Below are 22,344 nucleotides of genomic sequence, written 5' to 3'. Positions count from 1 at the left end.
CTGGGATCTACTTGAAGGCAGGGGTTTACTTGACGGAGTCCCGCCAGAATTTCGGGAGTTGGGCTCGGTGCGTGTCGAGGGCCGGCTTCATGAACGGGCGTTTGGGGTATCGCCTTGGTTTGCTCCCACCCCGTCGTTCGTTCTCTTCTTCAATCAATCGGCGTGCTCGATTAGCCTGGGCGGCGGTTCGCAGTTCGATGCGAGCGAACTTGCCGGGCCGGATCAGTCGTATTGGGCCGTGCTGGCCGACTCGGAAGCGATGCCGCTTGAGCTTGCGACGTTTGTTGGCAACGCCACCGAACTCGTGGAGGTTCCAGAGTTGGCCAGCGATCTCGTTGACGGGGCCGATGACGACGCCGGGAGTGCTTCGATCGACTTCGTAGCGGAACGATCGTCGCAGTCGGCCGGTGGGCGAACTGGGGGCGGTGCCGGGCCGCGACGGATTCTTGCGTTTGCGGATCGAGCGGTACGCGGTCTTGCGAATCGCACCACCGGCGTGACCGAGCGAATTGAAGGACGCTTGGTCAGCCTTCTTCTTGACGCGGTTGGCGTTGAAGCGAACCCGCGTCCGAATGTGGATCATTTGGCGAGTTCAAACGTGAGCGTCAGCAGACTCGTGAACTGATTGAACTGCGTCCAATGCTCTGTGGAGTATAGGACTGCGTTTTCGACCTTGATGCAGCGGGCCGCGACGTAGGAGTTGAGTCGTTTGAGCCGGAAGTAGTCGGCGATCTCTTCGACGAAGAACACCAGCGGGTCGATCTCTTTGGCGTCGCCCTTGCTGAACTTCTTTTGCACCGCGACGTCGATGGTCGCGTGGTACTTGTTGGTGGCTCGATCGAGCGGGAGGTATTCGACCTCGCGGGGCACCACGGTGACTCGCAGTTCCTTCATGTCCTCGAGGTCGAAGTCGGGGACGTACAAGCGAGCCGCGTTGATGTTCTTCTTCGATAGGTCGGCGGCGTTGATCTCGGCCACGACGCTGTCGGCGATTTGGATGACGGTGGCGGGCGTGGCGGCGGTGGCAGTCATGTGATGGTTTCGACCAGTTTGGTATGGATGCGGAGTTTGACTCGAAAGGGATCGCTGTATCGCCACGGCGGTTCGTTGCCGATCGACATCAACTCGTAGACGAACGTGGTTTCGCCGTCGGTTTCGAGGATGCGATCGCCACGGCGGGGCCAGGTTCCGATGACGCTGCCGAGCAGGTCATTGGTGTTGATCAGGAAGTCGCGGACTTGGGCGCGGGTGATGACGCCTTCGCCGTCGTCTTGTTCGTATTCGGACTTGCCGATCGTGGCGGGCAAGTCGACGGAAACTTCATCGCGTTGGTAGGTGACCATCCGCGAGGCGAACCGGGTCAGCTTGGCGGCGAGCCAAGACTGACCCTTGTGCAGCATGTCGCTCATTTGGCGGCGGTGCGTTTGCGGGTCCGTGTTGCCGCTGGTTTGGCTCGCGGCTTTGGTGCCGGCGGTTCGTCTTCGACGTCGGTGTTCGCGAGGTTCGTGGCCAGATCACCGATGAAGCGTTTGAGCCTTGCTTTGAAGAACTGACCGATGAAGTAGATGACGAAGAAACCGATGATGGACCAGAGCACGATTTCTTTCACAGAGGGAAGCGGCCAGAGTTCTCGCAAGCGTTCGCCGGGGCGTGGAAGCAAGCGGTTGTTCAGATCACCTTGTTCGCGATTGCGTGGCAGACTGGGGAATAGGCCGCCACCGCCTTGGTCTTGGCCGTATTGCTGAGGTTGCTGTTGCTGGCGTTGCGGCAACGGGCATTGGCCGTTGGGACAATTTCCGGCGGTCGTGAGATAGCAGCCGCAGTTTTGGCAACAGCTTCCTTGGTACGCGAGCGCGGGTGGGCTGGATTGTGGCCCTTCGGTGACAGAGTCCTGGTAAAGCAACATGATGTCGCGATCGGAACCGGTGGCTGGGATGCCGCTTGGCAAGCGTTGGGCTCGGATGGATTCGACGTCGCGTTCAATCGCGAAGGGGTCGGAGTATTTGAGGATGACCTCGTCGGATTCGCCTTGGTTCTCTTCGCCGTCGACGACTTCGGGTTTGGTATCTTGCTTTGCATCGGGTTCAGGTTCGACCTTGGTTCCGAGTGGCACTGCGTTTGGTGGCGGGACGAGCAAGACCGACGATGTGGTTTGCTTGCCACTCAAGCCTGCCCAGACTTCTTGATGCGTCATCGCGATGCCATAACCGTGCGTCTCACCACGGCCATCGAGACCGTGACCGCCACTGTCAGTGCTTCGCCAAGCGATCAAGCCGATGATTTGTGCTTCGCCACTATTGACGTCGAAGATCGCACTGCCCGATCGTCCACCGGCTGGCATCGGCACGAAGTGAATCGTGTCGCCTCCGTTGGCTTGTCGACGGAGGGCGAAACCTTCAAAGGCGGTTGGCCATCGTCCGCTGGGGCAACCGACCGAGAAGATGTTCTGGTAGTTGAACGAGTCTTGCGATCCGGCAAGCGGGATCACCGGCGGGCGGTAGTTGCCGAGTGCTCGGCGGTCGATGCGGACGACTGCGATGTCGCGGTACGCTCGCGGGATGTAGGCAACCGCGACCGTTTCGGCTTCGATCGGTCGCGATTGGTGACCTGCTTTCCAGAACTCAACCTCGACACGATTGCCGAGGCCTGTCCCAGCGACGTGGGCATTGGTGAGAATATAAAGATGCTCTTCGCTTTCGCGGAACAGCGTGCCACTGCCCATCGAGTTGCCGTTGCGGATTCGCACGGTGGCTTCGCGGCAGGTGTCGTGTAAGTCGCCGGCGATCGCGAAGCCTGGTGCGGCAACAGCAAGCGTCAACGCAAGCAAGATTGCCTTCGTCGATCGGATCGAATCACCGATGATCCAGGCGGCAAGGAGAAGTGTGACCAATAGTTTGACCTCGAACGGCAGCAAAAACACGAGAACAACACCACCGGCTGCCACCCAGAAGCGTCGCGATTGAAAGAGCGATTGCAGTTTTTCGTCCATGACGGGATGCGTCCTTATTGTTTGAGTCGCACCATCACTCGCAGCGTGCTCGGCGGTGCGTCTTCGACGGCGATGCCGATCATCGAGTGTTGGTAGGCGTTCTTGATGACGTGGTGACTGATCTTGGACCAGTAAAGAATGGTGCCGGCGGGGATGTTGGTCGTAGGGTCTTTGACGAGGTTGAAGACGCCTGCGACCGTGATGCTGCCGCGTGAGTTCGGACAGATGCCATACTTGGCAACGCCGACCAGTTTGCCGAGCACGACAACGTTGCCAGCGGGAATTTCAGCTTCGGTAACAATCGGGATCGCCACGCCCTCGTGGACGAACGTCGCCCCGATGGGTGCGATGATGGGATTGCTCACGGCGGTTCATCACTGGCTCAGGCGAACGCGGACGACGTTGTCGGTTGGCTCGGCATCGTCGACGACCTTGCCGAGGAACACCGATCCGTCGGGGACTTCGGTGACGATGCCGTCATTGGTCGCGTAGACCTTCTGTCCGGCGGTGTAGGTTTCTGCGTCGGCGGGATCTTTGGGCATGTCGAACACGCCCTCGACTGCGATCGAACCGAGCGTGTCGGCTTTGAGATCGCGTTTGGTAATGCCGACCAGGTCGCCTTGAATGACGAGTGATCCGACGGGCACGTCAACGTCGGGTGTGAAGTCGACTTGTTTGCCGTCGTGGATGTATTGAGCTTGCATGGGTCTCGGTGTTTACGGTTGAGGAAGAAGGTCAAAGGTCAGCCCGCGATCACTCGCCGGCGACTTTCACGGCGGCGCGGTGGTCTTGGCTGTTCACACCGAAGTCGATGTAAGACCGGAAGCCCATGCCGAGCGTGTTCGGCGGCATCTCGACCCGTTCGATGATCGGCGTGCGACGGCCGTTGAGGAACACAATCTCGAATGCCGGCAGCACGTTCGGATTGGCGAACAGGTACCAAGCAGCGGCGCTCGCGCCGGGGTAGTAAGAATCCGACAGGTGCGGCGTCGAAATGATGCGGTACTTGTTGCGGTGCGGGTTATCGACGGGGATCTTGGTGGGCGATCCCTGAGCGTCGATCATCAACTGCGAACTGCCCATGAGCAGTTCGGCTTCGGTTTCTAGTTCCACCGGCACGACCAAGTACTCGGGCCGAATGTTGATCGGCTTTTGGTCCTTGGGTTTGCCGCCAGGGCCAGCCTTCTGTTTACGGAAGGTGGTCTTAGCGACGGTCAGCGCGTCGGGGCCGAACTTGGTGTCGGCACCTTGCAGCAAGTTGGCGTTCGACGATGAGAAGAAACCGGCGTTCTTGAGCAACAGAGTGAAGAACAGATCGTCGATCGACTCCGCACCGGATCGTCCCATCTGACGTGGGATGTCCATGAACGCGGACAAATCATCATTGATGATGTCGTGACGGGTCAGCGTCAGGATCTGACCGTAAGTGTCGGCTTTGTTGCTGTATTTCTGTTCCGACAGTTTTCCGTGCTTCAATTCGCCGTCGGGTGCGACTTGCTCAAAGCCGCCGGTACCCAGCAAGCGGTAGCGGGCCACTTCTTTGAAGTCGGTGACGGTGCCAACGCTGCACAGATCGAACGCGGCGATCGGTGTGTTCTGGTAAGCCGCTAGCAATGTCTTGTTCATGACGTTTTCCATGATGCTGGGCAAACTCATGGAACTGAAACCGGCGCGGATCGTTGCCGTTCCGTCGCCGAACACTCGCGGAACGTCGATGCCTTCGCTGCGGGCACATTCGGCGACGAGTTCTCGCAAGCCGATGTGGCGGAATGGGTCGGCGGCGTTAAGTGTCTTCTCGCCGTAGCTGGCCAGAAGAACCTTTTCTTCGATGCCGACCGAGAGACACGCGGCGGCTTCGAGAACTTCACGCGAGTGACGCGGTTGGTTTTGAGTTTGCTCGGGAGCCTTGGGGCGTTCGCTTCGCAGCACGGCGAGTTCCGTCTTGGTGGTGGACCAGCCTTGCTCGATCGCGTCGGCTTCGATGTCGGGATGGTTTTCGGCACACAGCTTGCGAATGCCGGCGATGCGTCGGGATTCGGCCGCGGCTTGAGCACGCATTTCCTCAACCGGCGACTTCTCGGCGGGTTTCGTTTCGGTTTTGGGTTTCGTGCTCATGTTCAAACTTGCGTTGACGGGTTCGAGGTCGTCGGTGGTTTCAGGTTCGGTGTCGTCGGTTTCGTCGCCGGGGTCTTCGACGTCGGCGTAGTTGCCGGCGGCCACTCGGGCTTCCGTGTTGTCGTCGGCACCAAGAGCGACGAAGGAGACTTCGCCGAGTGTTGACTTGCGGGCGATGTAGACCGGGCCTTTTTGTTCGCGACCGTTGGCTTGTGCGGTCTTGCCTTCGGGGATAAAGACGACCTTGTCGGCACTGGCACCGAGCGACGCTTGCCACGGGAATCCGTTCTCGCTGGTGGCGATGACTTCTTGAGCGGTTGTTCCGACGCCCGAGATGACACCGGCGACAACGAGTGACTTGTCGTTGATCGTGATATCGTCGGTGTGCCCGACGATGCTGCCGCGATCGTGGTCTTTGAGGATCGGGCGTGACTTGCGAGTCACCCGCATGCCGGCGAGGTCAACGACGACTGGGTAAGGCCAACCTCCCAATCGCATCGCGCCGCCGGTGTAGGCGGTCATGCTGAATTTGCGAAGCGCGGGTTTGTCTTCGCCTTCGATCGGAACTTCGGCGGCGGCCAATTGGATCGTCGCGGCGTCATCGCAGACGATACGCAGCGAACTGGGGACCGATTCGGCTTCGGCTTCAATTGGGCTGTTGGCTTTGAGACTCTTCGGCATTGTCTTCCGTGACCTCGGTTTCGGGTTGTGAATCAGATTCGTCGGACTCGATCGTCAGACCGAGGTCACGCATCAGTGCGAGTTCTTTCGCACGTTGTTTAAGTTCCGTCTCCCAGTCACGCCCCTGCCGCGCGAATTCGATGGCCAGAGTTGTCGTATGACTGGCGAGACGGATCTTTTGGGCGTTGGCTTCTTTGGCGGGATCGACATGTTCATGCCCGTCCCAGAACCATTGATGCTCGAAGGTGCTGTCGAGCGTGCGAAGCGAATTGGGCAGATAGCCCTCGATGAGAATGGCTTCGCGGAGCCAAGCGGTCAGGATTCGATCCAGGACAACGCGAGCAAGTTGAGTTTGCTCAACGCGGATCGACTTGAAGTAGGTTTGATGGTCTAAACGGCCACTGGCATAGTTGTATCCCGACGAATTGCCAGCGGCGACATTGAAGGGCATGTTCAAACAACGAGCGATTTCGTTGAGGATTTCTTTCTTGAACTCGGCGTAAGTGGTTGCCGGTTGCTCGCTCTTCATCTGAGCCATCTTCCAGCCACCGGGCATGGTGAGAAGCATTCGCTTTTCGAGTTCGATTGGCTCGAACGGTTCGGCAGAGTCGGCTTCGCCATTTGCCGGCGCGTCCGTGTAAAGGATGCCAGCGAACTCGGCGGCGGTTTCAGCGGCGGCAAGGACTGCGAGCGTGAACCGGCGAAGTTGTGCGAACAACGGCAACGCCGGCGTGATGTCCGGGATGCCGCGGGTCTGTCCTGGTCGATCGCAGCGGAAGTAGTGCAGCACCGCGGCGGCCGGCACGGTGTTGTATTCTTCCTCGTACGCGAAGAAGTCATCGCCAGGGTGATGGCGAAGCACGTCATAGCTGATCGGGTTGCCGTCGGCGTCGAAGCGGATACCGTCGATGTAGCGTGCGGAATCGTTCGCAAGCGTCGGTGACGCGACTTGGTCGGCTTCGATCAAACGTAGATCGAGATTGACCGGCGTATCGAGTCGCTCGTTGCTAGTCAGCAAACCGAACGATTCACCATCGGAAACGCGTGCAAGCCGCATCGTTCGCAGCTTTTCCGCTAAACCGATCGCTTCGCACCAAGCGAAAAATTCCGCTTCGACAAAACGGTTCGCGGCGTCATCCGCAGTCAGCATTTGCAAACGCGGACCGGTTCCGACCACGTCGTTCGCCAGCGTCAGCGTGATGCCGCGTGCGTAACTGTTGTTGGCGACTTCGTAACGCGATCGGTTGCGAAGCGTTCGACGAACCTCGGGACTGTTCGCGGACGAGGCCGAAAGCCCATCGGCTCGCGACCAGTGCTTCATGTTGTCGAGCGTCGTGTTCGCCGCGTCGTACTTCGCTCGCAAACGTGAGAAAAAGGGCTGCCGGGGCGAGCGTCCAGAGGCGTTCGGAGGAAGGTGACTCCGCCCGCGCAATTGCTCGATTATCCCTGACAAACGTTTCAGCATCCGTGCTGTTCCTGTTGCCGTCCCCGGCAGCCCTGTGGTCGTGATATTGATTTGAAAGAAAGATCAGCCAGCCGACGGCGGCACGATCTTGTTGAAGCGAAGTCCGCGATGCGGTTTGGCAACGGCCTTCTTGCCGGCGAGATGTTTGTCAGCCGCGATTTGATCGGTCAGCTTGTGCTGCTCAACCGAACCGGCATCGCCGGACGCCTTGGCTGGGCCAGATGCGTTCTCGCGAATTTCGTCTTCGAGGTTGTCTGGCATCAGTAACTCGCGAAATAAATATGTCCTTCTCAGGTTACCTATGCCGCGTTTTGGAAAACGTGTCCGATAAAATGCAAAAACTCTCGTTATCGCTGCCTTTGTTGCTGAAGTTCTTTGAAGCTGACTCGCTTCCGCGACGGCGCACGTTCGATGTCGGTTCCAAACAACAACGCTCCCTGCATCGACGCACCGACGGCACATCCAACGAGGCAATCGAGCCAATGGTTGTCAGGCTGTTCTGGTCGGGCTTTCCATTCGTCCACGGTTCGGCCGCGACCCTCGGTTTTGATGAAGTACTCGGCCGTGACTTGTTCGGCGAACATGCGATGTTGCTCGGCGCGGTCACCGAAGATTGAAAGGCAACCGCGATCACCCATCGCAACGGCGAGCCTCGCGTGCGTGAAGGACTTCCACCAATTCGTGTCGTAGATCACGTGACGGATCGCTCGTTTGCCATTGATCGACGGCACTCGCCAATTCAAGCCGACGCGATCGCCCGGCCGGCGTTTGTATTCGCTGAACGGATTCGATGACGCCCCGACGAAGCGGCCGTGCGACGGAAGCAAGATCGACGCGTGCGGGCTTTGCCGGCAAAATTGGTAAACGACGTTGGTTGAGTGGCCCCAGTTCGCGTCGATCAGACAACGCCCAATCTTCATCGCTGCGCCGTCGTCTCGCTGCCACTCGCGGCCGAGCAAATCCTGCGTCAACGCATCAAGGCCGGCGTAGATGCTGCCTTCGAGTCCCGTGCCTTCACTGGCGGTGGCAAGCGTATGGCGAGCATCACGCAGCGTGAAGTGCGTTCGTTGTTGATCGGGATACGTTCCATAGTCGACGACGTAGCCAGTGAAATCGTCCTCCCACGCGGCAACGACGTAGAACAGAAGCTTTCCTTGGACGTCAATGAACGCGGTCAGATGGTTGCCGGCAATCGGGATGGTTCGCCGCGGCATGTTGTTGACTTTCTCGGCGACCTGGTCAGCGTTTAACTGATCGGTGTCGACGGTTTCGGTCGGCAGCGGATCGTTTTGGTATTCGGCGAAGAATGCGGCCTCGTCTTGCAACTTCAGATTCATCGCATGTTGAATTGCCGACAGTTCGTCTTCGTTGAACCGCTCCTTCCACGAGACAGCCGCGCCGGCATCCATCTCGTCTTGGTTCCGACGGTAGAACTCGGTGCCGGCCGCGCCGCCATCGCCCGCACGGAATCCCTCGCTGCGAATCTCGGCGTAGCGTTCCCACAACGTTTCGTTGGTCGGGAACGAATCGACCATTCGAGTGCGTTCGCCATTCCATTCGGGATGTTTGTCGCGATCCAGAATGCTATCGGCCATGTCGCCGGGGCGAATTACCGTGCATGGCATGATGCCGGAGATCTTTTTACCAGGGCCGGCGAGTCCCAGCACCGCACCGGCGAGAATTGCTTCGCGGTTCGCACATTGCGATAGCGAACGAGCAGACTCGTCGGTTTGCGGGTCGTCAAGCACAACCAACGAAGGCCGAACAGTTTTGCCATCCGGCCGCTTGAACTTCATTCCGCGGATGCGGCCCGTCAGACCGGCAACCTTGATGATGGCACCGCTGGCTTTGCTGCCGGCAATGGATGGCAAAACGACCTCTTTGGCCGTCCATCCGATCTGCGTTCGCTTCCCTTTATAAAGTTGGCCGTTCGCTCGGTTCGAGATTCCGTCCAACGCTTGAATAGGAAAGCAGACCTCCGGGTAGTCGGCCAGCAGTTTTTCGTTCGCGTCGAGTTCCGTCTTGATCGAATCGAGCATGTCGCAGGCGTGGCCTTCATCGCTTCCGATCAAACAGACGAAATCGCGATAGCCATTGAGCACTGCCCAAATGCAGGCGACCTCGGCCAGAGAGCTTTTGCCGCTTCCGCGTGCCATCGCGAGCGAGAACAAGCCGCCGCGAACGACCGCCTCTTCGATCTTTCGCATCACTTTCAAATGGTCCGGTGACCACGAAAGATGAAACGTCAGTTTGAAATACGCTTCACAAAAGAATTGAAAACTGCCGGCAGCCCTGGCTTTGCGCTGCGGATCTTCGACGACTGGTAGATCGCCAATGTCGCGGCCGGCCAGAGCGACCGCGGCGTTTCGGGCACGGGCCGACTCTTTGACCTTCGCATAAGGATCGGCGTCGGCTGGGGGTTTCGGAGCGTGACGCTTGTCGATTAGCCAAGCGGTGAACCGAAGAAGATCGACATGCGTGCCATCGCCGATCAACACACCGGCTTCGGTTCGGTAGCGATACAGCTGCCGATCCGTCAGCACCGTTCCCAAAGGCGTGCTATTGAGCGTCCGGCAGCATTCGCTCGGCCGCATTTTCAAGGGATCAATCGCCACGGTGTTTCTCCTGCAAGAGCCAAGCGGCGTACGCGACGACGCTGAGGGTGCCGTCGGCATTCGTCGGTGCGCCGGCTTCGATGTCGGCCTGGATGTGTTCGAGTTCGACGCGTTTCTTTCGGCGGTTCGATAGCAACGTCGCGAGATCTTCCGGCGTCAACCGATTTGGGTTTGCGGACTTCGGTTTGTCTTCCATGACGGGCTCATTGGGAGGAATCGCGACACGCCGCACACGTTGGCAACGGTCGCGAGAAGTTGCATGTTTGGCATGGTCGGCCGCAGGTTTCGGCCAACCACGTTGGGCCAACACCGGCCGCATATGGGGATCAAAAGAAAGCTGCGAATTACTGAAACATTACTGCCGAGCTTCGCTTGAGGTGTCTCAAAACGCATGGCTTCATGTGCATTCAACAAACGAATTCACACGCCTTTCGGAGAGACAAAGATGAACGCCAACGACATCGCTTTCGGCATCGAACTCGAAACCACCATGCCCGCCACCGACACCACGCCGATCGGCGGATACCACAACGGATTGCCGGTCGCCTGGCTGCCGGCGGGTTGGAAAGCCGAACGGGATTCGAGCATCCAGACGCTCGCCGCGAACCGCAAAGGATGCGAATTTGTTTCACCGGTCCTTCGCGGCTACGAAGGGCTGCAAAGCGTCTTGACCGCTGTCGACGCGATCACGGCCCGCGGCGGGAAAGTAAATTTCAGCACGGGAATCCACGTCACTGTTGGGTTTGATAACGACGCCGCGGCCCTTTCGCGACTCATCTCGCTGATCGGCAACCACGAACGAGCCATCTACGCTTCTACCGGCACGCGACGCCGCGAACAAAACCGTTGGACGAAGCGGATCAAAGACTACGGCAACAAAGACGCCGCGAAACGCCAATGCGAATCGGATCGCTACCACTTGCTCAACCTGACCCACCTTGCCCGCGGCAAAAACCGCATCGAGATTCGGGCCTTCGCCGGCAGCCTCAACAAAGACAAAATCGCCGGCTACCTGCAACTCGTACTCGGCTTGGTAGAACTCGCCTTGAATAGCAAACGGTGCAGCGGTTGGGACTACGCCAAAAAGCCCGGCACCAAATCTTGCTGGGACCGACCGGGTGCCGGCGAAGGCGAAACGGAACTCAACCGGCTCTTCTACCGGCTCGGTTGGACGAAGGGTTGGTACAAGGGCGACCTTCGCAACAAACGGTTCGGCGAACTGACCGCCGGCGACCAAACCTGTGAATGGAAACCGGTCAAAAAGAAGCTTCTCGAAATGGCTCGCAAGTACGACCGGGCGGTTTAACGGCCGGCGGCTTGCCGCATCACCAACGCCGCGGTTTGCCCCGCGGCGTTTCTTCGGTTTGTCGGCCGAAGGCGGGCAACCTGTCGGCGAAACGGCATAGGTAACAGGTAGGGGCCGACTGTTTCGGCCGGCCCGACACGCGGCGTTTGTCGGCCCCGTCGGCGACATCTCAAAACATGGAAAAACCCTGCAAATTGCTGCCGGGAGCGGCTTGCTGCGTCTCGAAATGCATGGCTCATGTGTGTCATCGCAAGACGGTTTTTCATTCACCCAAACGGAGAGACAAACATGACGGTTTCCGAACTGATGACGCTTTTGGAAGAGTACCGCGAAACGCACGGCGACGACTGCGAAGTGCGGTTGATGACGCAGCAAAACTGGCCCTTTGAAAACCGCATCGCCGGCCTGACCAGCGGCGCGGAGATGAACGAAGCGAGCGAAGAAGACGCCAGCGAATTCTTCGACGACCAAGACGTCGCCGACGACGCGATGGTCTACATCGTCGAAGGCGGCCAGATCTGCTACGGCAGCAAACGGGCGTGGGAGACCTGCCGCGATTGCTAGCCGCGGCCGGCGAAAAGAAGTTCGGAAAACATCTCGAATGTTTTCCGAACTTCGCTTGCTGGGATCAAAACCGCATGGCTCATGTGTGTCAACGCACGACGGTTTTTCATTCCCGCAAACGGAGACAACGCGATGACGCAACGCAGAGCCCACGAGATCAAACCCGGCGACCGAATTAACGGCGTTGAGGTCTTCGATACCGCTCGACCAACCTTCGGCGGCTTCTACATACCGCTGGCCGACGGAACACGAATCGAGGTCGCCACGCTCGAAACGCCAATCGCCACAGACTGAACGAAACCAAACCTTCCCTTCCAACACGGAGAACCAACCATGGCCAGCGCCACCAACCACCAACGCATCGAAGCCGAATACACCGCCGCCCACGTTCGGGCTTTGACGCTTCTCGAAAACTTGCACCAACGCATCGAAGACACGCCGGCACCATCGGACGACGGGCCGGCGATCGGATGGGACGACGTCGGCTCGCTTCGGCATCTTTGTGCTCGCCTCGAGGAGTTGATGGAGGGCGGCGAAAACGATTGACCGCCGGCGAGTTCGCCGCTCCGCCACACGCCGCGACGTTCGCCCAACGCCGCGGCGTTTTTCCGTTTCCGCATGGTTCGCCGGCGAGTTTTGACGACGCCACACGCGGCGTTTATCGGCCGCGTCGGCGGCATCGCAAAACATTCAAAAACCCTGCGAATTGCTGCCGAACTTCGCTTGAGCTCTTTAGAAACCCATGGCTCATGTGTGTCACCGCAAGACGGTTTTCAAACCCTTTCTCAACGGAGACAAACATGTCCAACGCAGCCCCAACCACCAACCCAAACGACGTCACCATCCGCCGAATCTTCAACCACCTCGATCGACGGGCACCGAGCGAAGCCCGCAATATTCGATCGGCGTTCGACGACCTTTGGGACAACCTGTACTACTTGTCCGAATATCTTGAAGACGCCGCACACCGCTTTGACCGCGAAGAACGCGACTTGTTGATGGCCGAATACAACCGCGTGCAAAGCGCGATCGCGGTTATGGGCCAAAGTTCGCTGCCGGTCATCATGCCCGACGGATCGGAAGACGAAACGCCCGCCCAACCGGCCACGGTTGCAACGCCCGCCACGACGCCAGCAACCGTCGAACCGCAACGGCAACGAACCGCAGCGACGACGCCAGCCGCTCGCACTACGGTCGCAACGTCGCGAGCAATCACGACGCCGGCGACCAATACAAACGGACAACCCAGCGAACGCCCGCCCCAATACAAATCGCTTGGCGAAACCGTGTTCGCAACGCTTCACATCTTGGGGCAACTGACGTCCGACGTTGGTGACTTGGAAGACATCGAACCGGGCGACCTCGAAACCGAAGCGATCTGCAAACTCGCGGCCGACGAATTGCACCACGCGATTTGGAAAGCGGCGAAACAATTTGACCGGCATCTTCGATAGCACGCCGGCATCCCTAACACGCCGCGACGTTGCCCCAACGCCGCGGCGTTTTCTTGTTCGGGCATTGTTTGCCGGTGAGATTTGACGACGCGACACGCGGCGTTTATCGGGCACGTTCGCGACATCTGAAAACATTCAAAAACCCTGCGAATTGCTGCCGAACTTCGCTTGAGCTGTTTGGAAACCCATGGCTCATGTGTGTCACCGAAACGGTTTTTCATTCCTTTCCCAAACGGAGACACACCCATGCGAACCGCAACCCAAATCAACGGCCGCCGCCCTCGCCCCAACCGCCTCGAAGTTTTGCAAAGACGCTACGCGGCGCGGCAACGCCAAGCGGCGGATTGCTGCTTGAAGGCGGCAACGCTCGAAATGCTTTCGGAGTTGACCGACTACGTCGACAACTTTGACCCCGAAGGCATCTACGCCCCCGAAGACGGCCAGCACGTCTACCCGGCGCTGCAACGGTTCTACGACGGGCTGATGGAGTTGAACGCGACGCTTCACGACGACATTGGCCGATAGCCGACCGCGGCGAACGCCGGCGGTCGCGGTCATTTGAAAAACTTTTTGAATGATTGCCGACCGCCGGCAGATTCCGCTTGATGCGTTCGCAAACGCATAGCTCATGTGTGTCACCGAAACGGTTCTTTCCAACCCTTCCAAACGGAGACACACCCATGGCAACCGCCACCCAAAATCGACCTTCGACCGCCGACGTTCTCTACGCCCAAACGTCGGGGTTGCTTTTGATCGAACAACTACGCGACGCGGTCGCCAACATACCGCTGGCCGACGCGGTTTCGCGACGCGGGTTGACCGAAACATTCGGTGAATTGGACGACCTGCACGACGAAGTCGACGGGTTGTTGGCGAAGTTCCAAAAGAATTTCAAAGACTGAATTCGCCCGTGTGTCGCGAGTTATCGCCGCTTTCCAGAAACATGGAAAAAGGCTGCGAAAAGCTGCCCGAACTCGCTTGAGGTGTTTTCAAAGTCATGGCTCATGTGTGTTAACGCCGAACGGCAAAACGCTTTTTCAAAACCCTTTCCGAGAGAGACCAAACCATGGCTTTGAACGAAACCCAAAAGACCGCGATCGCCAACCTTCGCACCGAGATGCAAAAGCTGGACCCGGACGCGTACCAACGTATCCGCGAAGACTTCTACCGGATCGCGGACAACCTCAAACCGCTCGCGGACGCCCTTGAAATGGCCGACGCCGACCTGGGGGCGAAGGCCGGCCCGCTTTTGGACGAACACTACATCTTCGCCCAAATGTACGACCTGCTTCGCCAAAGCAACCTGGGCGGGGTGGTTTAGACCGCCGGCCGCACGGACGCGGCACCGGCGGCCACGGCCCGCCGGTGTCGCCCGCTTGCCGGCATGTTCGGCAAACCATGCCCACGCGCAAGTGCCGGCCACACGCGGCAACGTCGCCGGCCAAGCAATACATCGAGAAACATTCCAGAAACCTGTCGGACTTCGCTTGAGCTGTTTGAAAAACCATGGCTCATGTGTGTCACCGCAACGCAGCGGAAAATAACCAACCCCCGCACCGGAGAACGAAACCATGGACTTTTCTTTTGAAGTTGAAAGCTACGCCGGCACCGTCTGGGTCAACGGACGCGACGAGGGCTACTTCGTCACCTTCCACGGCCGCGAATGGGAATTGATCACCGAGGAGAAATACGCCGAACACGGTGACCCGAACCGACACGTCACGTACGACTCGATCGGCATCAAACGGTCGGATTGCAGCGAAGCGTTTGACCGCTGGTACGACATGTTTCGCCGGCCAGTCCGCCGACGGGTGCCCCCGATCATGCGTTGGGTTTGAAAAGCCGAAACGCCGGCTCACCCGCAAAGGGCCGGCGTCGTCGCGGATGGTTTCCGCGGCCTGACGATGGCAGCCAACCACGAACGATTCCAAACGGAGAGACAAAGATGAAAAAGGCAGACGTAAAAATCGGTGGTGAGTACTTCGCGAAGGTCACCAACAAAAAGGTCACGATCCGGATCGACGCGGAGAATTCGTCGGGCGGCTGGGACGCGACCAACTTGGCGACCAACAAAAAGGTCCGCATCAAAACCGCCGCCCGGCTTCAAGGGCCGGCCCGCGCAACCACGCCAGCCAGCGAAACGAAACGCGTGTTGAAGAAGAAAGCGAAAACCGAAACGGCAGCCGGCGGCGAGAAAAAGCTTTCGTGCGTCAAAGCGGCCTTGCAGGTTTTGGAAACCGCCGGCGAACCGATGAACTCGCAAGAAATGATTTCCGCCATGGTGGAACAAAACCTCTGGGAAAGCCCCGGCGGCAAAACTCCGCACGCGACGCTGTACTCGGCGATCCTTCGCGACCTCAAACGCGGCGACGAAAGCCGGTTTGTCAAAACCGAACGCGGCCGGTTCACGGTTCGAGTTTGAAGGGGAGGCGACGCCATGAAAACGATTGGTGACATACGCGAGATCGAGGATTTGGTTGACGGCGAAACCGCCAAGCCGGAAGCCGACATGGGTTACGAGCTGCGGACGATCGCCGGCCGGTTTGAACGCGGGACCGTGGTCGGGATCACCCGCCGCGGCAACCGCATCCTCGCCACGACAACCAACGGACGCGAGTTCGCGGTAACCGGACCGAACGCTCACGTCTTGGTTCCACTTTCCTTCTAGCCGGCGAACGTTTCGCCACTCACGCCCGACGTTGGCCACGGTCGGGCGTTCTCTCGTTGTGCGGCCAACCATGCCACGCACCGGAGTCGGCCGACACGCGGCGTTTGTCGTGGTCGTTGGCCGGCAATGAAAAACATTCAACATTCTTCGGACTGTTCGCCGGCCTTCGCTTGCTGCGTTGAAAAAAGTCATGGCTCCATGTGTCACACGCCAACGGGGCGTACAGAAAAACTTCTTTCAACGGAGACAAAACATGGACACTAAATTCTACATCAGCGACATCGGCTGCTTTTCGCACCTCGCAGAAGGCGAGAAGATTTATCCCGAACCGGGTTGCCGCTACGAATGCTGGCGACCGGGAACCGCCGACCGCGAACCCGGCGATGTGAAATGGGTCACGCGACGCGACCACGAGCTGTACGCCGAGATGACAACCGGTAACCAATTCCGAATTACCGGCGACAACCCGCATTCGGTCATCCCTTTCTAGCCGGAGAACGCGGCTTCGCGAGACACGCCCAACGCCCGCGGCTGCCGGGCGTTTTTTCGTTGTGCGGCAAACCATCCCGCGCACCGGAACCGGCCGACACGCGGCGTTTGTTGCGGTTGTTCGCCGGCGTTGAAAAACATTCGAGTTCTTTTGGAATGTTTGCCGGACTTCGCTTGCTGCCGGCGAAACGTCATGGCTCCATGTGTCACACGCAAACCGCGAAACGATTCCTTTCCCAAACGGAGAAACGACATGAAGAACGCCAACATTCAAACCCTCGCCCCGCGGCCGATCGAACCGGCCGCGGCGTACGACAACGCCCACCAAATTTCACGCGACCTGCTGCAACACATCGAATTGCAACTCGATCGCATGTTGAAACCCGACAACAAGGCGTTGCGATGGACGCACGTCCGGGCTTTGAACTTGATCAACGCCCAGCTTTCCGAAGTCGCCGCCCTGGTCGACGAAACCAACAACGCTCGCAACTGAGAACGTAACCATGCAAACCAAACTCAAGGCGGGCGACCGCGTCCGCCTGGTTTCGATGACCGACGACCCCGACCCAATTCCCGCCGGCACCACCGGAACGGTCGCCGGCGTGTATCCACAACGAGGTTGGACGCAAGTCGATGTCGATTGGGACAACGACCGGTCATTGATGCTTTCCATTCCACCGGATGTCGTCGAGCGGGTTTCGCCGCCGGCGGCCGACACGCAATAAGGATTTGAAACCATGTCCACCCGAGCCACGATCGCAGTCCGCCGGCCAAGCGGCGACTACCTTGCGACCTACCTGCACTTCGACGGCTATCCCGAGCACGCCGGTCGGTTGCTCGAAGAGCATTTTTTGAACGCCGAGCAAGTCGAAGCGTTGGTTGATCGAGGCGACATTCGTTTTCTGCATTCCGAGATCGGTGATCCGGAGTATTACGACAACGGCGATTCGCCGGCCAAGTTGCCGACGCGAGACGCACTGGTCGACTACGCCAAGAACCTTGGGGCGCGGTACCTGTATGTCTTTGACGACGCAACTTGGTCCTGTTTGGAACTCTAACCATTACCGCATGTTCTCCTCGCGGGCACCGACCGGGATCGGTGACTCGCCGGTGCGTTCGAGGACCGCTTTATTGCCGGTGAAGCGTTGGTACCGATCGACAATCACGTCGCAATACGGCGGATCGAGTTCCATCAAGAACGCCTTGCGACCGGTTTGTTCGGCTCCGATCAAGGTCGAACCGCTGCCGCCGAACAGGTCGAGTACGTTTTCGCCGCGGCGGGACGAGTACTGCATCGCCAAGACCGCCAGTTCGGCCGGCTTGCCGGTGAGGTGTTCGAGTTTCTGCGGCGCGATCTTCTTGACGTGCCAAAGGTCGGTGGCGTTGTTCGGTCCGAAATACTTGTGGCCGGCACCTTCCTTCCAACCGTAGAACGCCCACTCGTGAGCACCCATGAAATCCTTGCGCGTCATCACTGGGTGTTGCTTGTCCCAGATGATCGCTTGCGAGAAATACAAACCGGCCGCGGCGAGGACCGGCGGATAGTTGGCAATGTTTGAGAACCCGCCCCAAATGTAAAACGACCGACCGGGTTCGAGCACGCGGGTGATGTTACTGAACCAGGCTTTGAGCAGCCGGTCAAACTCCTCGTCGGACACGAAGTCGTTTTCAAGCGGACGATCCTTGGCCCGCATCTTCTTTGGCCCTTCCTTCGTCTTGCCCTTGCCAGCCTCGAAGGAACTGTTGCCGGCGGCGATCGCGTTCTTGCTGCGGGGCTCAACCCGCACATTATACGGCGGATCTGTGTTGCAGAGTTGAATCTTCGCGCCGGCCAAGAGTTTGTCGAGGTCTTCAACGCTGGTCGAGTCACCGCACATCAAACGGTGGTCGCCGAGGATCCAAATGTCGCCGCGCTGCGTGATCGCTTCGTCTGGCGGTTCGGGAACGTCGTCGGGATCGGTCAAACCCTGGCCGACGCCGGGTTCCAGCAATGCGGCCAACTCGTCGGAATCGAAACCGAGCAGTTCGCAATCAAAACCCGAGTCTTGCAACGCTCCGACTTCCAGCGGCAACAGATCGTAGTCCCACTCCGCGTTCTCGCCGGTCCGATTGTCTGCAATCCGGTAGGCCCGGACCGCTTCGGGTTCCATGTCTTTGGCAACGTGAACCGGCACTTCCGCCAGCGCGAGTTGCTTCGCGGCCTTGAACCGCGTGTGGCCGACGATGATGACGCCGGCGGTGTCGACCACAATCGGTTGGCGGAAACCGAATTCGTTGATGCTTTGCACCACATCGGCGACCGCGTCGTCGTTGATGCGAGGATTATTTTCGTAAGGCTTGATTCGATCAAGCGTCCACATTTCGACCTGCATGGCAGAGTCCTTCCCAAAGAGTGAAAACGGGTGGAAGGGCTAGATAGGTAGATAGGTCGTTCGGTAGGTAATTTAGGTAGTTAGGTAATGATCCGATGCGTTCGGACGGACGTGGGTTGCTACATCGCGAAGGCGGCGACTTCGCGGCACATTTGAATGAAGTCCGCGTTCGACAGAATCGACTTTGCGCGGTTGATGTCGCGGTGCAGAACCTGCGTGTTTTCGATGACGTGCTCGCCACCGTCTCGGACCGGCACGATGTGATCGAGCGACGCAATTTCAGGCGTCAAGACGCGGCCGGTCAAAGCACATTGGTAGCCTTGGTGTTCCAAAAGCTGCATCACGTTCTTCACGTTGATTTTGCCGGTTGGTTTTCCGACGTCCGTTTCCTGGTCGGAACGTACCGGCGGTTGAATTGCGGTAGGTGGTTGGCCCAGTAGTTCCACGTCGTCTTGTCGAGCAGTCGTGATTGCCGGCGACTGTGGATTCGGTTTCTCATTCGTTCCGCTGATTGCTTCCATGTGGTTACCTTTGTTTTCTTTTCGAGGTCGGGGTTGAGTCTTCCTTGGCTGGCGAGGATGCGCCAACTCTGGACGATGATGTAGGCTCGATAGCTCCAGGGATCGTTGAGAAGGAGGTGATTTCGATGGTCCGCGTTGAGTCGGCTGCAGAGATTGCCGGCCTTGCGTTGCCAGAGATTTTTCATGTGTTTTGCTGTCTCAAATTTGTTCGGACACTCAAACGTAACTGTGCCTAATAAGGCCGCTGTTCCCGTAGCCCTTACCAGAGAACACATCGGCCGGGAGTACCTATTTGGTCGCGGGGAGACCGCACACGGCCGCGTCGGTGGCGTCCTGGTGCGATGCGGTGTCGAGTGCGGCGTTGGCTTGGTCAACACGACGTTGGCCGCCAAACGCGGCTCGCGGGGCGAACTGGCCGCACCAATCGTTGGCCTCTACGGTCGGGAACGACGCTTGATATTGGTGGTCGCGCTCGTCGGGTTGGCGAGACGCAACGGGCGGGCTGCGACGACATTCGCCGAAGCGAACATTGACGGGCAGGTAAGGCCGCTGCCACGACTGGAGCGGTTGATAGAACTTGCATTCGGTACAGGTCATGGTGATCCTCAAAACGAGATTGCGAAACGGAAACGGTTGATTGGCTGGTTGGGTCGTTTTGACTTCTTTCCCTCTTTCACCCCCGGCTTATACACACACGCAAAAACGGGCATTTTCGTGTGTGCATGGGGGTAGGGGTGAAACGGGGAAAGAAGGTAATAGGTGTGTGTTTTTGTTGTGTTTTATTAAAAACTTCTTTCTCTCTTCTTTCACCTTTCTTCACCCTCTTTCACCCTCGCGGTGTCGACTTCTTTCACCTTTCACGGCTTCGTTCACCCCTTGTTTCACCCCGGTCGATCGGCGGCGGCTTGGTCGGTCATTTTGTAAAGCCGCACGGGCCGACCGGCGGTTCCCGAGCTATCCATTTCGACGTCGCCTTGTTGCATCAGCGTGTCAATCAATTGCACGAAGGTCTTCGAGTCGGTCTTCATCCGTTTGAGCAACACGCTGTGCGGTAGCATCCGGTCCGGCGCACCACGCAGCTTTTCGAGCAGCTTCAAGCACTCGGCATGGAACGGGTTCTCGGCGACATGCGACGCCGCCATGAACAACATGCGTCGCGTTTGGTGCTCGACCACCTCGATGGCCCAACGAGCGGACTCGGCGTCGATCACGGGATCGCGACAACGACGACTGATCGCGTGCAACAACGCCAGTTTGCGAGTCTGTTCGCTCACGCGGCCCCAAACCGTCGTGCCGACGGAATCGTTCGCCTCCTCGGCCTGGTCGTACTCCGCCTCTGCGTTTCGCCGTGCATCGACGAGCAATCCAGCAGCGGCTCTATCATGCGGCACGATCGCTGGCGTCGGATTCCAATCGACGAGGTTGCCGCGGCCCGGCCGATAGTTTTCCCACCACGCCGCAGTTTCTACGACCGATGTCGGAACGGGCCGGATTTTCGGTTCTTGGCCTTTGCCACGCTTACCACATTCAAAAATGATCATTCGAGCGAACAACCCGTTCGTCAGCATTCTTTCGGACAACGCCGCGTAGTAGTGGTTCGGAATGGCGGTGCCGAAGATGACGAGGTTCGGTTGATTGATGACGCCGGCGACTTCTTTGCCCGCCTTGCGACGCATCGGGTAGACACTGTTGGCCGACGAATACATTGTCAGCAGCGTCGACATGATTTGCTCGAATCGAGCGTCGCGTGATTTGTTGATGGATTGCAGCAGCCCGTCGATCTCGTCGGTTTGAAACAACATCGACTCGGTCATGTGCAACGAGTCTTGAATTCCCTCGCCCGACGCGAACCGCTCGCCAACGCAATCCGCCATTCCGACTTCTTGTAAGATTCGCATGTTGAGTTTGCGAGGCCAGTCCTTACCGGCTGCCGAATGGGCGAGGCCGAGCAGGTACAAGTTCGTTCGATTGTCGCCTGGATCGGATACACGCCGGCCGGCAAGAACTGCCTGCAGCGACAACGCACCACAGAACGCCATCACGGGATTGGGATAGGGTGCGGTCGCCAGGCAATGATCCATGACCTCGGAAATGAAGCCGGGACAGCGGAGCAAACGCTCGGGCAAAACGCCGGGATCTTCTGGGATTGGTTTCGATGGTTCCGGATCGACGATGACGACTTTGGTTGTTGACTTTGGCTTTGCCATGAATGCGGACAAATCGACGTCGTTCGCCGGTTCAAGCGGTCCGTCATCGCTGAGCCAACCGAACGCTCGATCGTGGGACTTGGTTGCCGCTTGGTTGATTTTGTGTTGCAGTTCGCGATCGGACCACGGCGGAACGCATCGTGGGTTGTATTCGGTTTGCAGGATCGCGAGAGCGCGATCAGGCTCGATACCGAAACCGTGAACGAGAGCGGTTGCGGCGGCGAACGTTTGCGAGTGCCCCGCACTGCCAGCGATCGCTGGCGGCATTGCGTTGAGGTATGCGACCGCTCGGGTTTCAAAATCACCATCGACCGCTGGCTGTGATGGAGCGATCGGCTTTGGTTTGGAAACGGGCACGCCGCGTTTGACGATCACGGCGTCGGCCAGAGCTTTCACGCAAGCGGCCAGCATAGGAGCGGGAACGGTCGAGGGTTCGGCGTCGAGAACATCGTATGGTTCGCCATCTGGATGAATGCTGGGGCCAACGACCGTTTGCGTTCCGGTCGACCGCAGTTCAACGATCATCGAACCGTCGCTCGGGTCTTGGTGTTTTTCAGTCGTTGCGTTGGTCGCGATGTACCAACGATGCGATCGCAGCGCCGACGGCCGGCCGGTTATCGCCAGCGTCGGCGGTAGGTAGCTGTCGGCCAGTTCGATCGCTTCGGGGCAATCAAGATCAACGTCGATGAGCCAGCCGGACGGCTCGCCGAGGATGATGCCGATGTTCGCGTTGTCGGGGATCGCTTCCGGGTTCAATCGCAGTTTCGTCCAGTCGCGGCGTGACGGCGACTTGGATCTGGGGCGCAGCGGCACGCAGTACCAGCCTCGTTGTCGATAAATCGCGACTTGCGATCGAACGTCGATGGGGCTGGATGATGACATGGCGACTGCACAAAAC

30 protein-coding genes and 1 other RNA gene are annotated in these 22,344 nt (G+C 58.7%); 16 read left to right on the top strand and 15 right to left on the bottom strand.

From position 1 onward, the window contains the following. Nucleotides 1-25 precede the first annotated feature (25 nt). The 11 genes from SV7mr_RS14780 to SV7mr_RS14730 all read right to left on the bottom strand — a co-directional run bounded on the left by SV7mr_RS14780 (nucleotide 26) and on the right by SV7mr_RS14730 (nucleotide 10,061). Nucleotides 26-583, bottom strand: coding sequence for a hypothetical protein (locus SV7mr_RS14780; protein ID WP_145273627.1), 558 nt, complete (start codon nucleotides 581-583; stop codon nucleotides 26-28). Beyond that, a complete protein-coding gene (locus tag SV7mr_RS14775; RefSeq protein ID WP_145273624.1) occupies nucleotides 580-1,032 on the bottom strand; it encodes a hypothetical protein in 453 nt (150 codons plus the stop codon). The genes SV7mr_RS14780 and SV7mr_RS14775 overlap by 4 nt, the downstream gene beginning before the upstream one ends. Next, complete coding sequence (locus SV7mr_RS14770; protein WP_145273622.1) at nucleotides 1,029-1,409, bottom strand: hypothetical protein; 381 nt, start codon at nucleotides 1,407-1,409, stop codon at nucleotides 1,029-1,031. The genes SV7mr_RS14775 and SV7mr_RS14770 overlap by 4 nt, the downstream gene beginning before the upstream one ends. Continuing rightward, complete coding sequence (locus tag SV7mr_RS14765) at nucleotides 1,406-2,989, bottom strand: trypsin-like serine peptidase (RefSeq protein ID WP_145273619.1); 1,584 nt, start codon at nucleotides 2,987-2,989, stop codon at nucleotides 1,406-1,408. Before SV7mr_RS14765 ends, SV7mr_RS14770 begins: the two co-directional genes overlap by 4 nt. Nucleotides 2,990-3,003: 14 nt before the next feature. Then, complete coding sequence (locus SV7mr_RS14760; RefSeq protein ID WP_145273616.1) at nucleotides 3,004-3,354, bottom strand: DUF2190 family protein; 351 nt, start codon at nucleotides 3,352-3,354, stop codon at nucleotides 3,004-3,006. A gap of 9 nt (nucleotides 3,355-3,363) precedes the next feature. After that, nucleotides 3,364-3,693 carry a DUF2190 family protein gene (locus tag SV7mr_RS14755; protein ID WP_145273613.1) on the bottom strand — a complete coding sequence of 110 codons (330 nt, stop codon included), beginning with the start codon at nucleotides 3,691-3,693 and terminating at the stop codon, nucleotides 3,364-3,366. A gap of 49 nt (nucleotides 3,694-3,742) precedes the next feature. Beyond that, nucleotides 3,743-5,785: a phage major capsid protein gene (locus SV7mr_RS14750; protein WP_145273610.1), complete on the bottom strand. Its 2,043-nt coding sequence runs from the start codon at nucleotides 5,783-5,785 to the stop codon at nucleotides 3,743-3,745. Then, the gene (locus tag SV7mr_RS14745) at nucleotides 5,751-7,250 is read right to left on the bottom strand and encodes a phage portal protein (RefSeq protein WP_145273607.1); all 1,500 of its coding nucleotides are present in this window, start codon (nucleotides 7,248-7,250) and stop codon (nucleotides 5,751-5,753) included. Before SV7mr_RS14745 ends, SV7mr_RS14750 begins: the two co-directional genes overlap by 35 nt. A 63-nt stretch (nucleotides 7,251-7,313) precedes the next feature. Then, the gene (locus SV7mr_RS14740) at nucleotides 7,314-7,511 is read right to left on the bottom strand and encodes a hypothetical protein (protein ID WP_145273604.1); all 198 of its coding nucleotides are present in this window, start codon (nucleotides 7,509-7,511) and stop codon (nucleotides 7,314-7,316) included. Between the two features lie 86 nt (nucleotides 7,512-7,597). Beyond that, the gene (locus tag SV7mr_RS14735) at nucleotides 7,598-9,865 is read right to left on the bottom strand and encodes a terminase gpA endonuclease subunit (protein WP_419187410.1); all 2,268 of its coding nucleotides are present in this window, start codon (nucleotides 9,863-9,865) and stop codon (nucleotides 7,598-7,600) included. Further along, nucleotides 9,855-10,061 (bottom strand): hypothetical protein, encoded by a 207-nt coding sequence (locus SV7mr_RS14730; RefSeq protein WP_145273598.1) that lies wholly within the window; start codon nucleotides 10,059-10,061, stop codon nucleotides 9,855-9,857. The genes SV7mr_RS14735 and SV7mr_RS14730 overlap by 11 nt, the downstream gene beginning before the upstream one ends. A 249-nt stretch (nucleotides 10,062-10,310) precedes the next feature. Between SV7mr_RS14730 and SV7mr_RS14725 the strand changes: the two genes are divergently transcribed. From SV7mr_RS14725 to SV7mr_RS14655, 16 genes are all read left to right on the top strand, one after another. Next, the gene (locus tag SV7mr_RS14725; RefSeq protein ID WP_419187409.1) at nucleotides 10,311-11,171 is read left to right on the top strand and encodes an amidoligase family protein; all 861 of its coding nucleotides are present in this window, start codon (nucleotides 10,311-10,313) and stop codon (nucleotides 11,169-11,171) included. 288 nt (nucleotides 11,172-11,459) lie between these two features. Beyond that, a complete protein-coding gene (locus SV7mr_RS14720) occupies nucleotides 11,460-11,735 on the top strand; it encodes a hypothetical protein (RefSeq protein WP_145273592.1) in 276 nt (91 codons plus the stop codon). 132 nt (nucleotides 11,736-11,867) lie between these two features. Beyond that, entirely contained in the window at nucleotides 11,868-12,029 is a 162-nt protein-coding gene (locus SV7mr_RS25435; RefSeq protein ID WP_419187408.1) for a hypothetical protein, read from the top strand. 39 nt (nucleotides 12,030-12,068) lie between these two features. Further along, the gene (locus SV7mr_RS14715; RefSeq protein ID WP_145273590.1) at nucleotides 12,069-12,281 is read left to right on the top strand and encodes a hypothetical protein; all 213 of its coding nucleotides are present in this window, start codon (nucleotides 12,069-12,071) and stop codon (nucleotides 12,279-12,281) included. A gap of 254 nt (nucleotides 12,282-12,535) precedes the next feature. Next, nucleotides 12,536-13,189 carry a hypothetical protein gene (locus SV7mr_RS14710; RefSeq protein ID WP_145273587.1) on the top strand — a complete coding sequence of 218 codons (654 nt, stop codon included), beginning with the start codon at nucleotides 12,536-12,538 and terminating at the stop codon, nucleotides 13,187-13,189. Between the two features lie 246 nt (nucleotides 13,190-13,435). Continuing rightward, nucleotides 13,436-13,714, top strand: a complete 279-nt coding sequence (locus SV7mr_RS14705) for a hypothetical protein (protein WP_145273585.1) — start codon at nucleotides 13,436-13,438, stop codon at nucleotides 13,712-13,714. A 155-nt stretch (nucleotides 13,715-13,869) separates the two neighbouring features. After that, nucleotides 13,870-14,091: a hypothetical protein gene (locus tag SV7mr_RS14700; RefSeq protein WP_145273581.1), complete on the top strand. Its 222-nt coding sequence runs from the start codon at nucleotides 13,870-13,872 to the stop codon at nucleotides 14,089-14,091. 164 nt (nucleotides 14,092-14,255) lie between these two features. Next, nucleotides 14,256-14,510, top strand: coding sequence for a hypothetical protein (locus tag SV7mr_RS14695; RefSeq protein WP_145273578.1), 255 nt, complete (start codon nucleotides 14,256-14,258; stop codon nucleotides 14,508-14,510). A 250-nt stretch (nucleotides 14,511-14,760) separates the two neighbouring features. Next, nucleotides 14,761-15,027, top strand: coding sequence for a hypothetical protein (locus tag SV7mr_RS14690; protein ID WP_145273575.1), 267 nt, complete (start codon nucleotides 14,761-14,763; stop codon nucleotides 15,025-15,027). Nucleotides 15,028-15,029: 2 nt separating this feature from the next. Then, nucleotides 15,030-15,106, top strand: an RNA gene (locus tag SV7mr_RS14685) — hammerhead ribozyme type II. A 28-nt stretch (nucleotides 15,107-15,134) separates the two neighbouring features. Next, nucleotides 15,135-15,611 (top strand): winged helix-turn-helix domain-containing protein, encoded by a 477-nt coding sequence (locus SV7mr_RS14680; RefSeq protein WP_145273572.1) that lies wholly within the window; start codon nucleotides 15,135-15,137, stop codon nucleotides 15,609-15,611. Between the two features lie 15 nt (nucleotides 15,612-15,626). Beyond that, nucleotides 15,627-15,857 (top strand): hypothetical protein, encoded by a 231-nt coding sequence (locus tag SV7mr_RS14675; RefSeq protein ID WP_068258907.1) that lies wholly within the window; start codon nucleotides 15,627-15,629, stop codon nucleotides 15,855-15,857. A 253-nt stretch (nucleotides 15,858-16,110) separates the two neighbouring features. After that, on the top strand, nucleotides 16,111-16,347 hold the full coding sequence (locus SV7mr_RS14670) for a hypothetical protein (RefSeq protein WP_145273569.1): 237 nt from the start codon (nucleotides 16,111-16,113) through the stop codon (nucleotides 16,345-16,347). Nucleotides 16,348-16,599: 252 nt separating this feature from the next. Then, nucleotides 16,600-16,839, top strand: coding sequence for a hypothetical protein (locus SV7mr_RS14665; RefSeq protein WP_145273566.1), 240 nt, complete (start codon nucleotides 16,600-16,602; stop codon nucleotides 16,837-16,839). A gap of 10 nt (nucleotides 16,840-16,849) precedes the next feature. Further along, on the top strand, nucleotides 16,850-17,071 hold the full coding sequence (locus SV7mr_RS14660) for a DUF4314 domain-containing protein (protein WP_145273564.1): 222 nt from the start codon (nucleotides 16,850-16,852) through the stop codon (nucleotides 17,069-17,071). A 12-nt stretch (nucleotides 17,072-17,083) separates the two neighbouring features. Beyond that, on the top strand, nucleotides 17,084-17,404 hold the full coding sequence (locus SV7mr_RS14655; RefSeq protein WP_145273561.1) for a hypothetical protein: 321 nt from the start codon (nucleotides 17,084-17,086) through the stop codon (nucleotides 17,402-17,404). Nucleotides 17,405-17,407: 3 nt separating this feature from the next. Here the strand turns inward: SV7mr_RS14655 and SV7mr_RS14650 are convergent, their stop codons facing one another. From SV7mr_RS14650 to SV7mr_RS14635, 4 genes are all read right to left on the bottom strand, one after another. Then, nucleotides 17,408-18,706: a DNA modification methylase gene (locus SV7mr_RS14650; RefSeq protein ID WP_419188477.1), complete on the bottom strand. Its 1,299-nt coding sequence runs from the start codon at nucleotides 18,704-18,706 to the stop codon at nucleotides 17,408-17,410. 131 nt (nucleotides 18,707-18,837) lie between these two features. Beyond that, a complete protein-coding gene (locus SV7mr_RS14645) occupies nucleotides 18,838-19,239 on the bottom strand; it encodes an HNH endonuclease (RefSeq protein WP_145273555.1) in 402 nt (133 codons plus the stop codon). A 288-nt stretch (nucleotides 19,240-19,527) separates the two neighbouring features. After that, entirely contained in the window at nucleotides 19,528-19,836 is a 309-nt protein-coding gene (locus SV7mr_RS14640; protein WP_145273552.1) for a hypothetical protein, read from the bottom strand. 284 nt (nucleotides 19,837-20,120) lie between these two features. Next, entirely contained in the window at nucleotides 20,121-22,328 is a 2,208-nt protein-coding gene (locus SV7mr_RS14635; RefSeq protein WP_145273549.1) for a bifunctional DNA primase/polymerase, read from the bottom strand. Nucleotides 22,329-22,344 lie beyond the last annotated feature (16 nt).

It is taken from the genome of Stieleria bergensis (genome assembly GCA_007745635.1).
GTDB classification, from domain to species: domain Bacteria; phylum Planctomycetota; class Planctomycetia; order Pirellulales; family Pirellulaceae; genus Stieleria; species Stieleria bergensis.
This window is presented reverse-complemented; position numbering and strand designations above follow the sequence as displayed.

What these genes read in the sequence shown, in the direction of transcription:
- SV7mr_RS14650 (WP_419188477.1), bottom strand. Translation starts at nt 18,706, where the DNA reads ATGTGGACGCTTGATCGAATCAAGCCTTACGAAAATAATCCTCGCATC.
- SV7mr_RS14700 (WP_145273581.1), top strand. Translation starts at nt 13,870, where the DNA reads ATGGCAACCGCCACCCAAAATCGACCTTCGACCGCCGACGTTCTCTAC.
- SV7mr_RS14715 (WP_145273590.1), top strand. Translation starts at nt 12,069, where the DNA reads ATGGCCAGCGCCACCAACCACCAACGCATCGAAGCCGAATACACCGCC.
- SV7mr_RS14695 (WP_145273578.1), top strand. Translation starts at nt 14,256, where the DNA reads ATGGCTTTGAACGAAACCCAAAAGACCGCGATCGCCAACCTTCGCACC.
- SV7mr_RS14740 (WP_145273604.1), bottom strand. Translation starts at nt 7,511, where the DNA reads ATGCCAGACAACCTCGAAGACGAAATTCGCGAGAACGCATCTGGCCCA.
- SV7mr_RS14645 (WP_145273555.1), bottom strand. Translation starts at nt 19,239, where the DNA reads ATGGAAGCAATCAGCGGAACGAATGAGAAACCGAATCCACAGTCGCCG.
- SV7mr_RS14660 (WP_145273564.1), top strand. Translation starts at nt 16,850, where the DNA reads ATGCAAACCAAACTCAAGGCGGGCGACCGCGTCCGCCTGGTTTCGATG.
- SV7mr_RS14775 (WP_145273624.1), bottom strand. Translation starts at nt 1,032, where the DNA reads ATGACTGCCACCGCCGCCACGCCCGCCACCGTCATCCAAATCGCCGAC.
- SV7mr_RS14705 (WP_145273585.1), top strand. Translation starts at nt 13,436, where the DNA reads ATGCGAACCGCAACCCAAATCAACGGCCGCCGCCCTCGCCCCAACCGC.
- SV7mr_RS14655 (WP_145273561.1), top strand. Translation starts at nt 17,084, where the DNA reads ATGTCCACCCGAGCCACGATCGCAGTCCGCCGGCCAAGCGGCGACTAC.
- SV7mr_RS14640 (WP_145273552.1), bottom strand. Translation starts at nt 19,836, where the DNA reads ATGACCTGTACCGAATGCAAGTTCTATCAACCGCTCCAGTCGTGGCAG.
- SV7mr_RS14690 (WP_145273575.1), top strand. Translation starts at nt 14,761, where the DNA reads ATGGACTTTTCTTTTGAAGTTGAAAGCTACGCCGGCACCGTCTGGGTC.
- SV7mr_RS14665 (WP_145273566.1), top strand. Translation starts at nt 16,600, where the DNA reads ATGAAGAACGCCAACATTCAAACCCTCGCCCCGCGGCCGATCGAACCG.
- SV7mr_RS14680 (WP_145273572.1), top strand. Translation starts at nt 15,135, where the DNA reads ATGAAAAAGGCAGACGTAAAAATCGGTGGTGAGTACTTCGCGAAGGTC.
- SV7mr_RS14720 (WP_145273592.1), top strand. Translation starts at nt 11,460, where the DNA reads ATGACGGTTTCCGAACTGATGACGCTTTTGGAAGAGTACCGCGAAACG.
- SV7mr_RS14755 (WP_145273613.1), bottom strand. Translation starts at nt 3,693, where the DNA reads ATGCAAGCTCAATACATCCACGACGGCAAACAAGTCGACTTCACACCC.
- SV7mr_RS14745 (WP_145273607.1), bottom strand. Translation starts at nt 7,250, where the DNA reads ATGCTGAAACGTTTGTCAGGGATAATCGAGCAATTGCGCGGGCGGAGT.
- SV7mr_RS14725 (WP_419187409.1), top strand. Translation starts at nt 10,311, where the DNA reads ATGAACGCCAACGACATCGCTTTCGGCATCGAACTCGAAACCACCATG.
- SV7mr_RS14780 (WP_145273627.1), bottom strand. Translation starts at nt 583, where the DNA reads ATGATCCACATTCGGACGCGGGTTCGCTTCAACGCCAACCGCGTCAAG.
- SV7mr_RS14670 (WP_145273569.1), top strand. Translation starts at nt 16,111, where the DNA reads ATGGACACTAAATTCTACATCAGCGACATCGGCTGCTTTTCGCACCTC.
- SV7mr_RS25435 (WP_419187408.1), top strand. Translation starts at nt 11,868, where the DNA reads ATGACGCAACGCAGAGCCCACGAGATCAAACCCGGCGACCGAATTAAC.
- SV7mr_RS14770 (WP_145273622.1), bottom strand. Translation starts at nt 1,409, where the DNA reads ATGAGCGACATGCTGCACAAGGGTCAGTCTTGGCTCGCCGCCAAGCTG.
- SV7mr_RS14675 (WP_068258907.1), top strand. Translation starts at nt 15,627, where the DNA reads ATGAAAACGATTGGTGACATACGCGAGATCGAGGATTTGGTTGACGGC.
- SV7mr_RS14710 (WP_145273587.1), top strand. Translation starts at nt 12,536, where the DNA reads ATGTCCAACGCAGCCCCAACCACCAACCCAAACGACGTCACCATCCGC.
- SV7mr_RS14765 (WP_145273619.1), bottom strand. Translation starts at nt 2,989, where the DNA reads ATGGACGAAAAACTGCAATCGCTCTTTCAATCGCGACGCTTCTGGGTG.
- SV7mr_RS14730 (WP_145273598.1), bottom strand. Translation starts at nt 10,061, where the DNA reads ATGGAAGACAAACCGAAGTCCGCAAACCCAAATCGGTTGACGCCGGAA.
- SV7mr_RS14750 (WP_145273610.1), bottom strand. Translation starts at nt 5,785, where the DNA reads ATGCCGAAGAGTCTCAAAGCCAACAGCCCAATTGAAGCCGAAGCCGAA.
- SV7mr_RS14635 (WP_145273549.1), bottom strand. Translation starts at nt 22,328, where the DNA reads ATGTCATCATCCAGCCCCATCGACGTTCGATCGCAAGTCGCGATTTAT.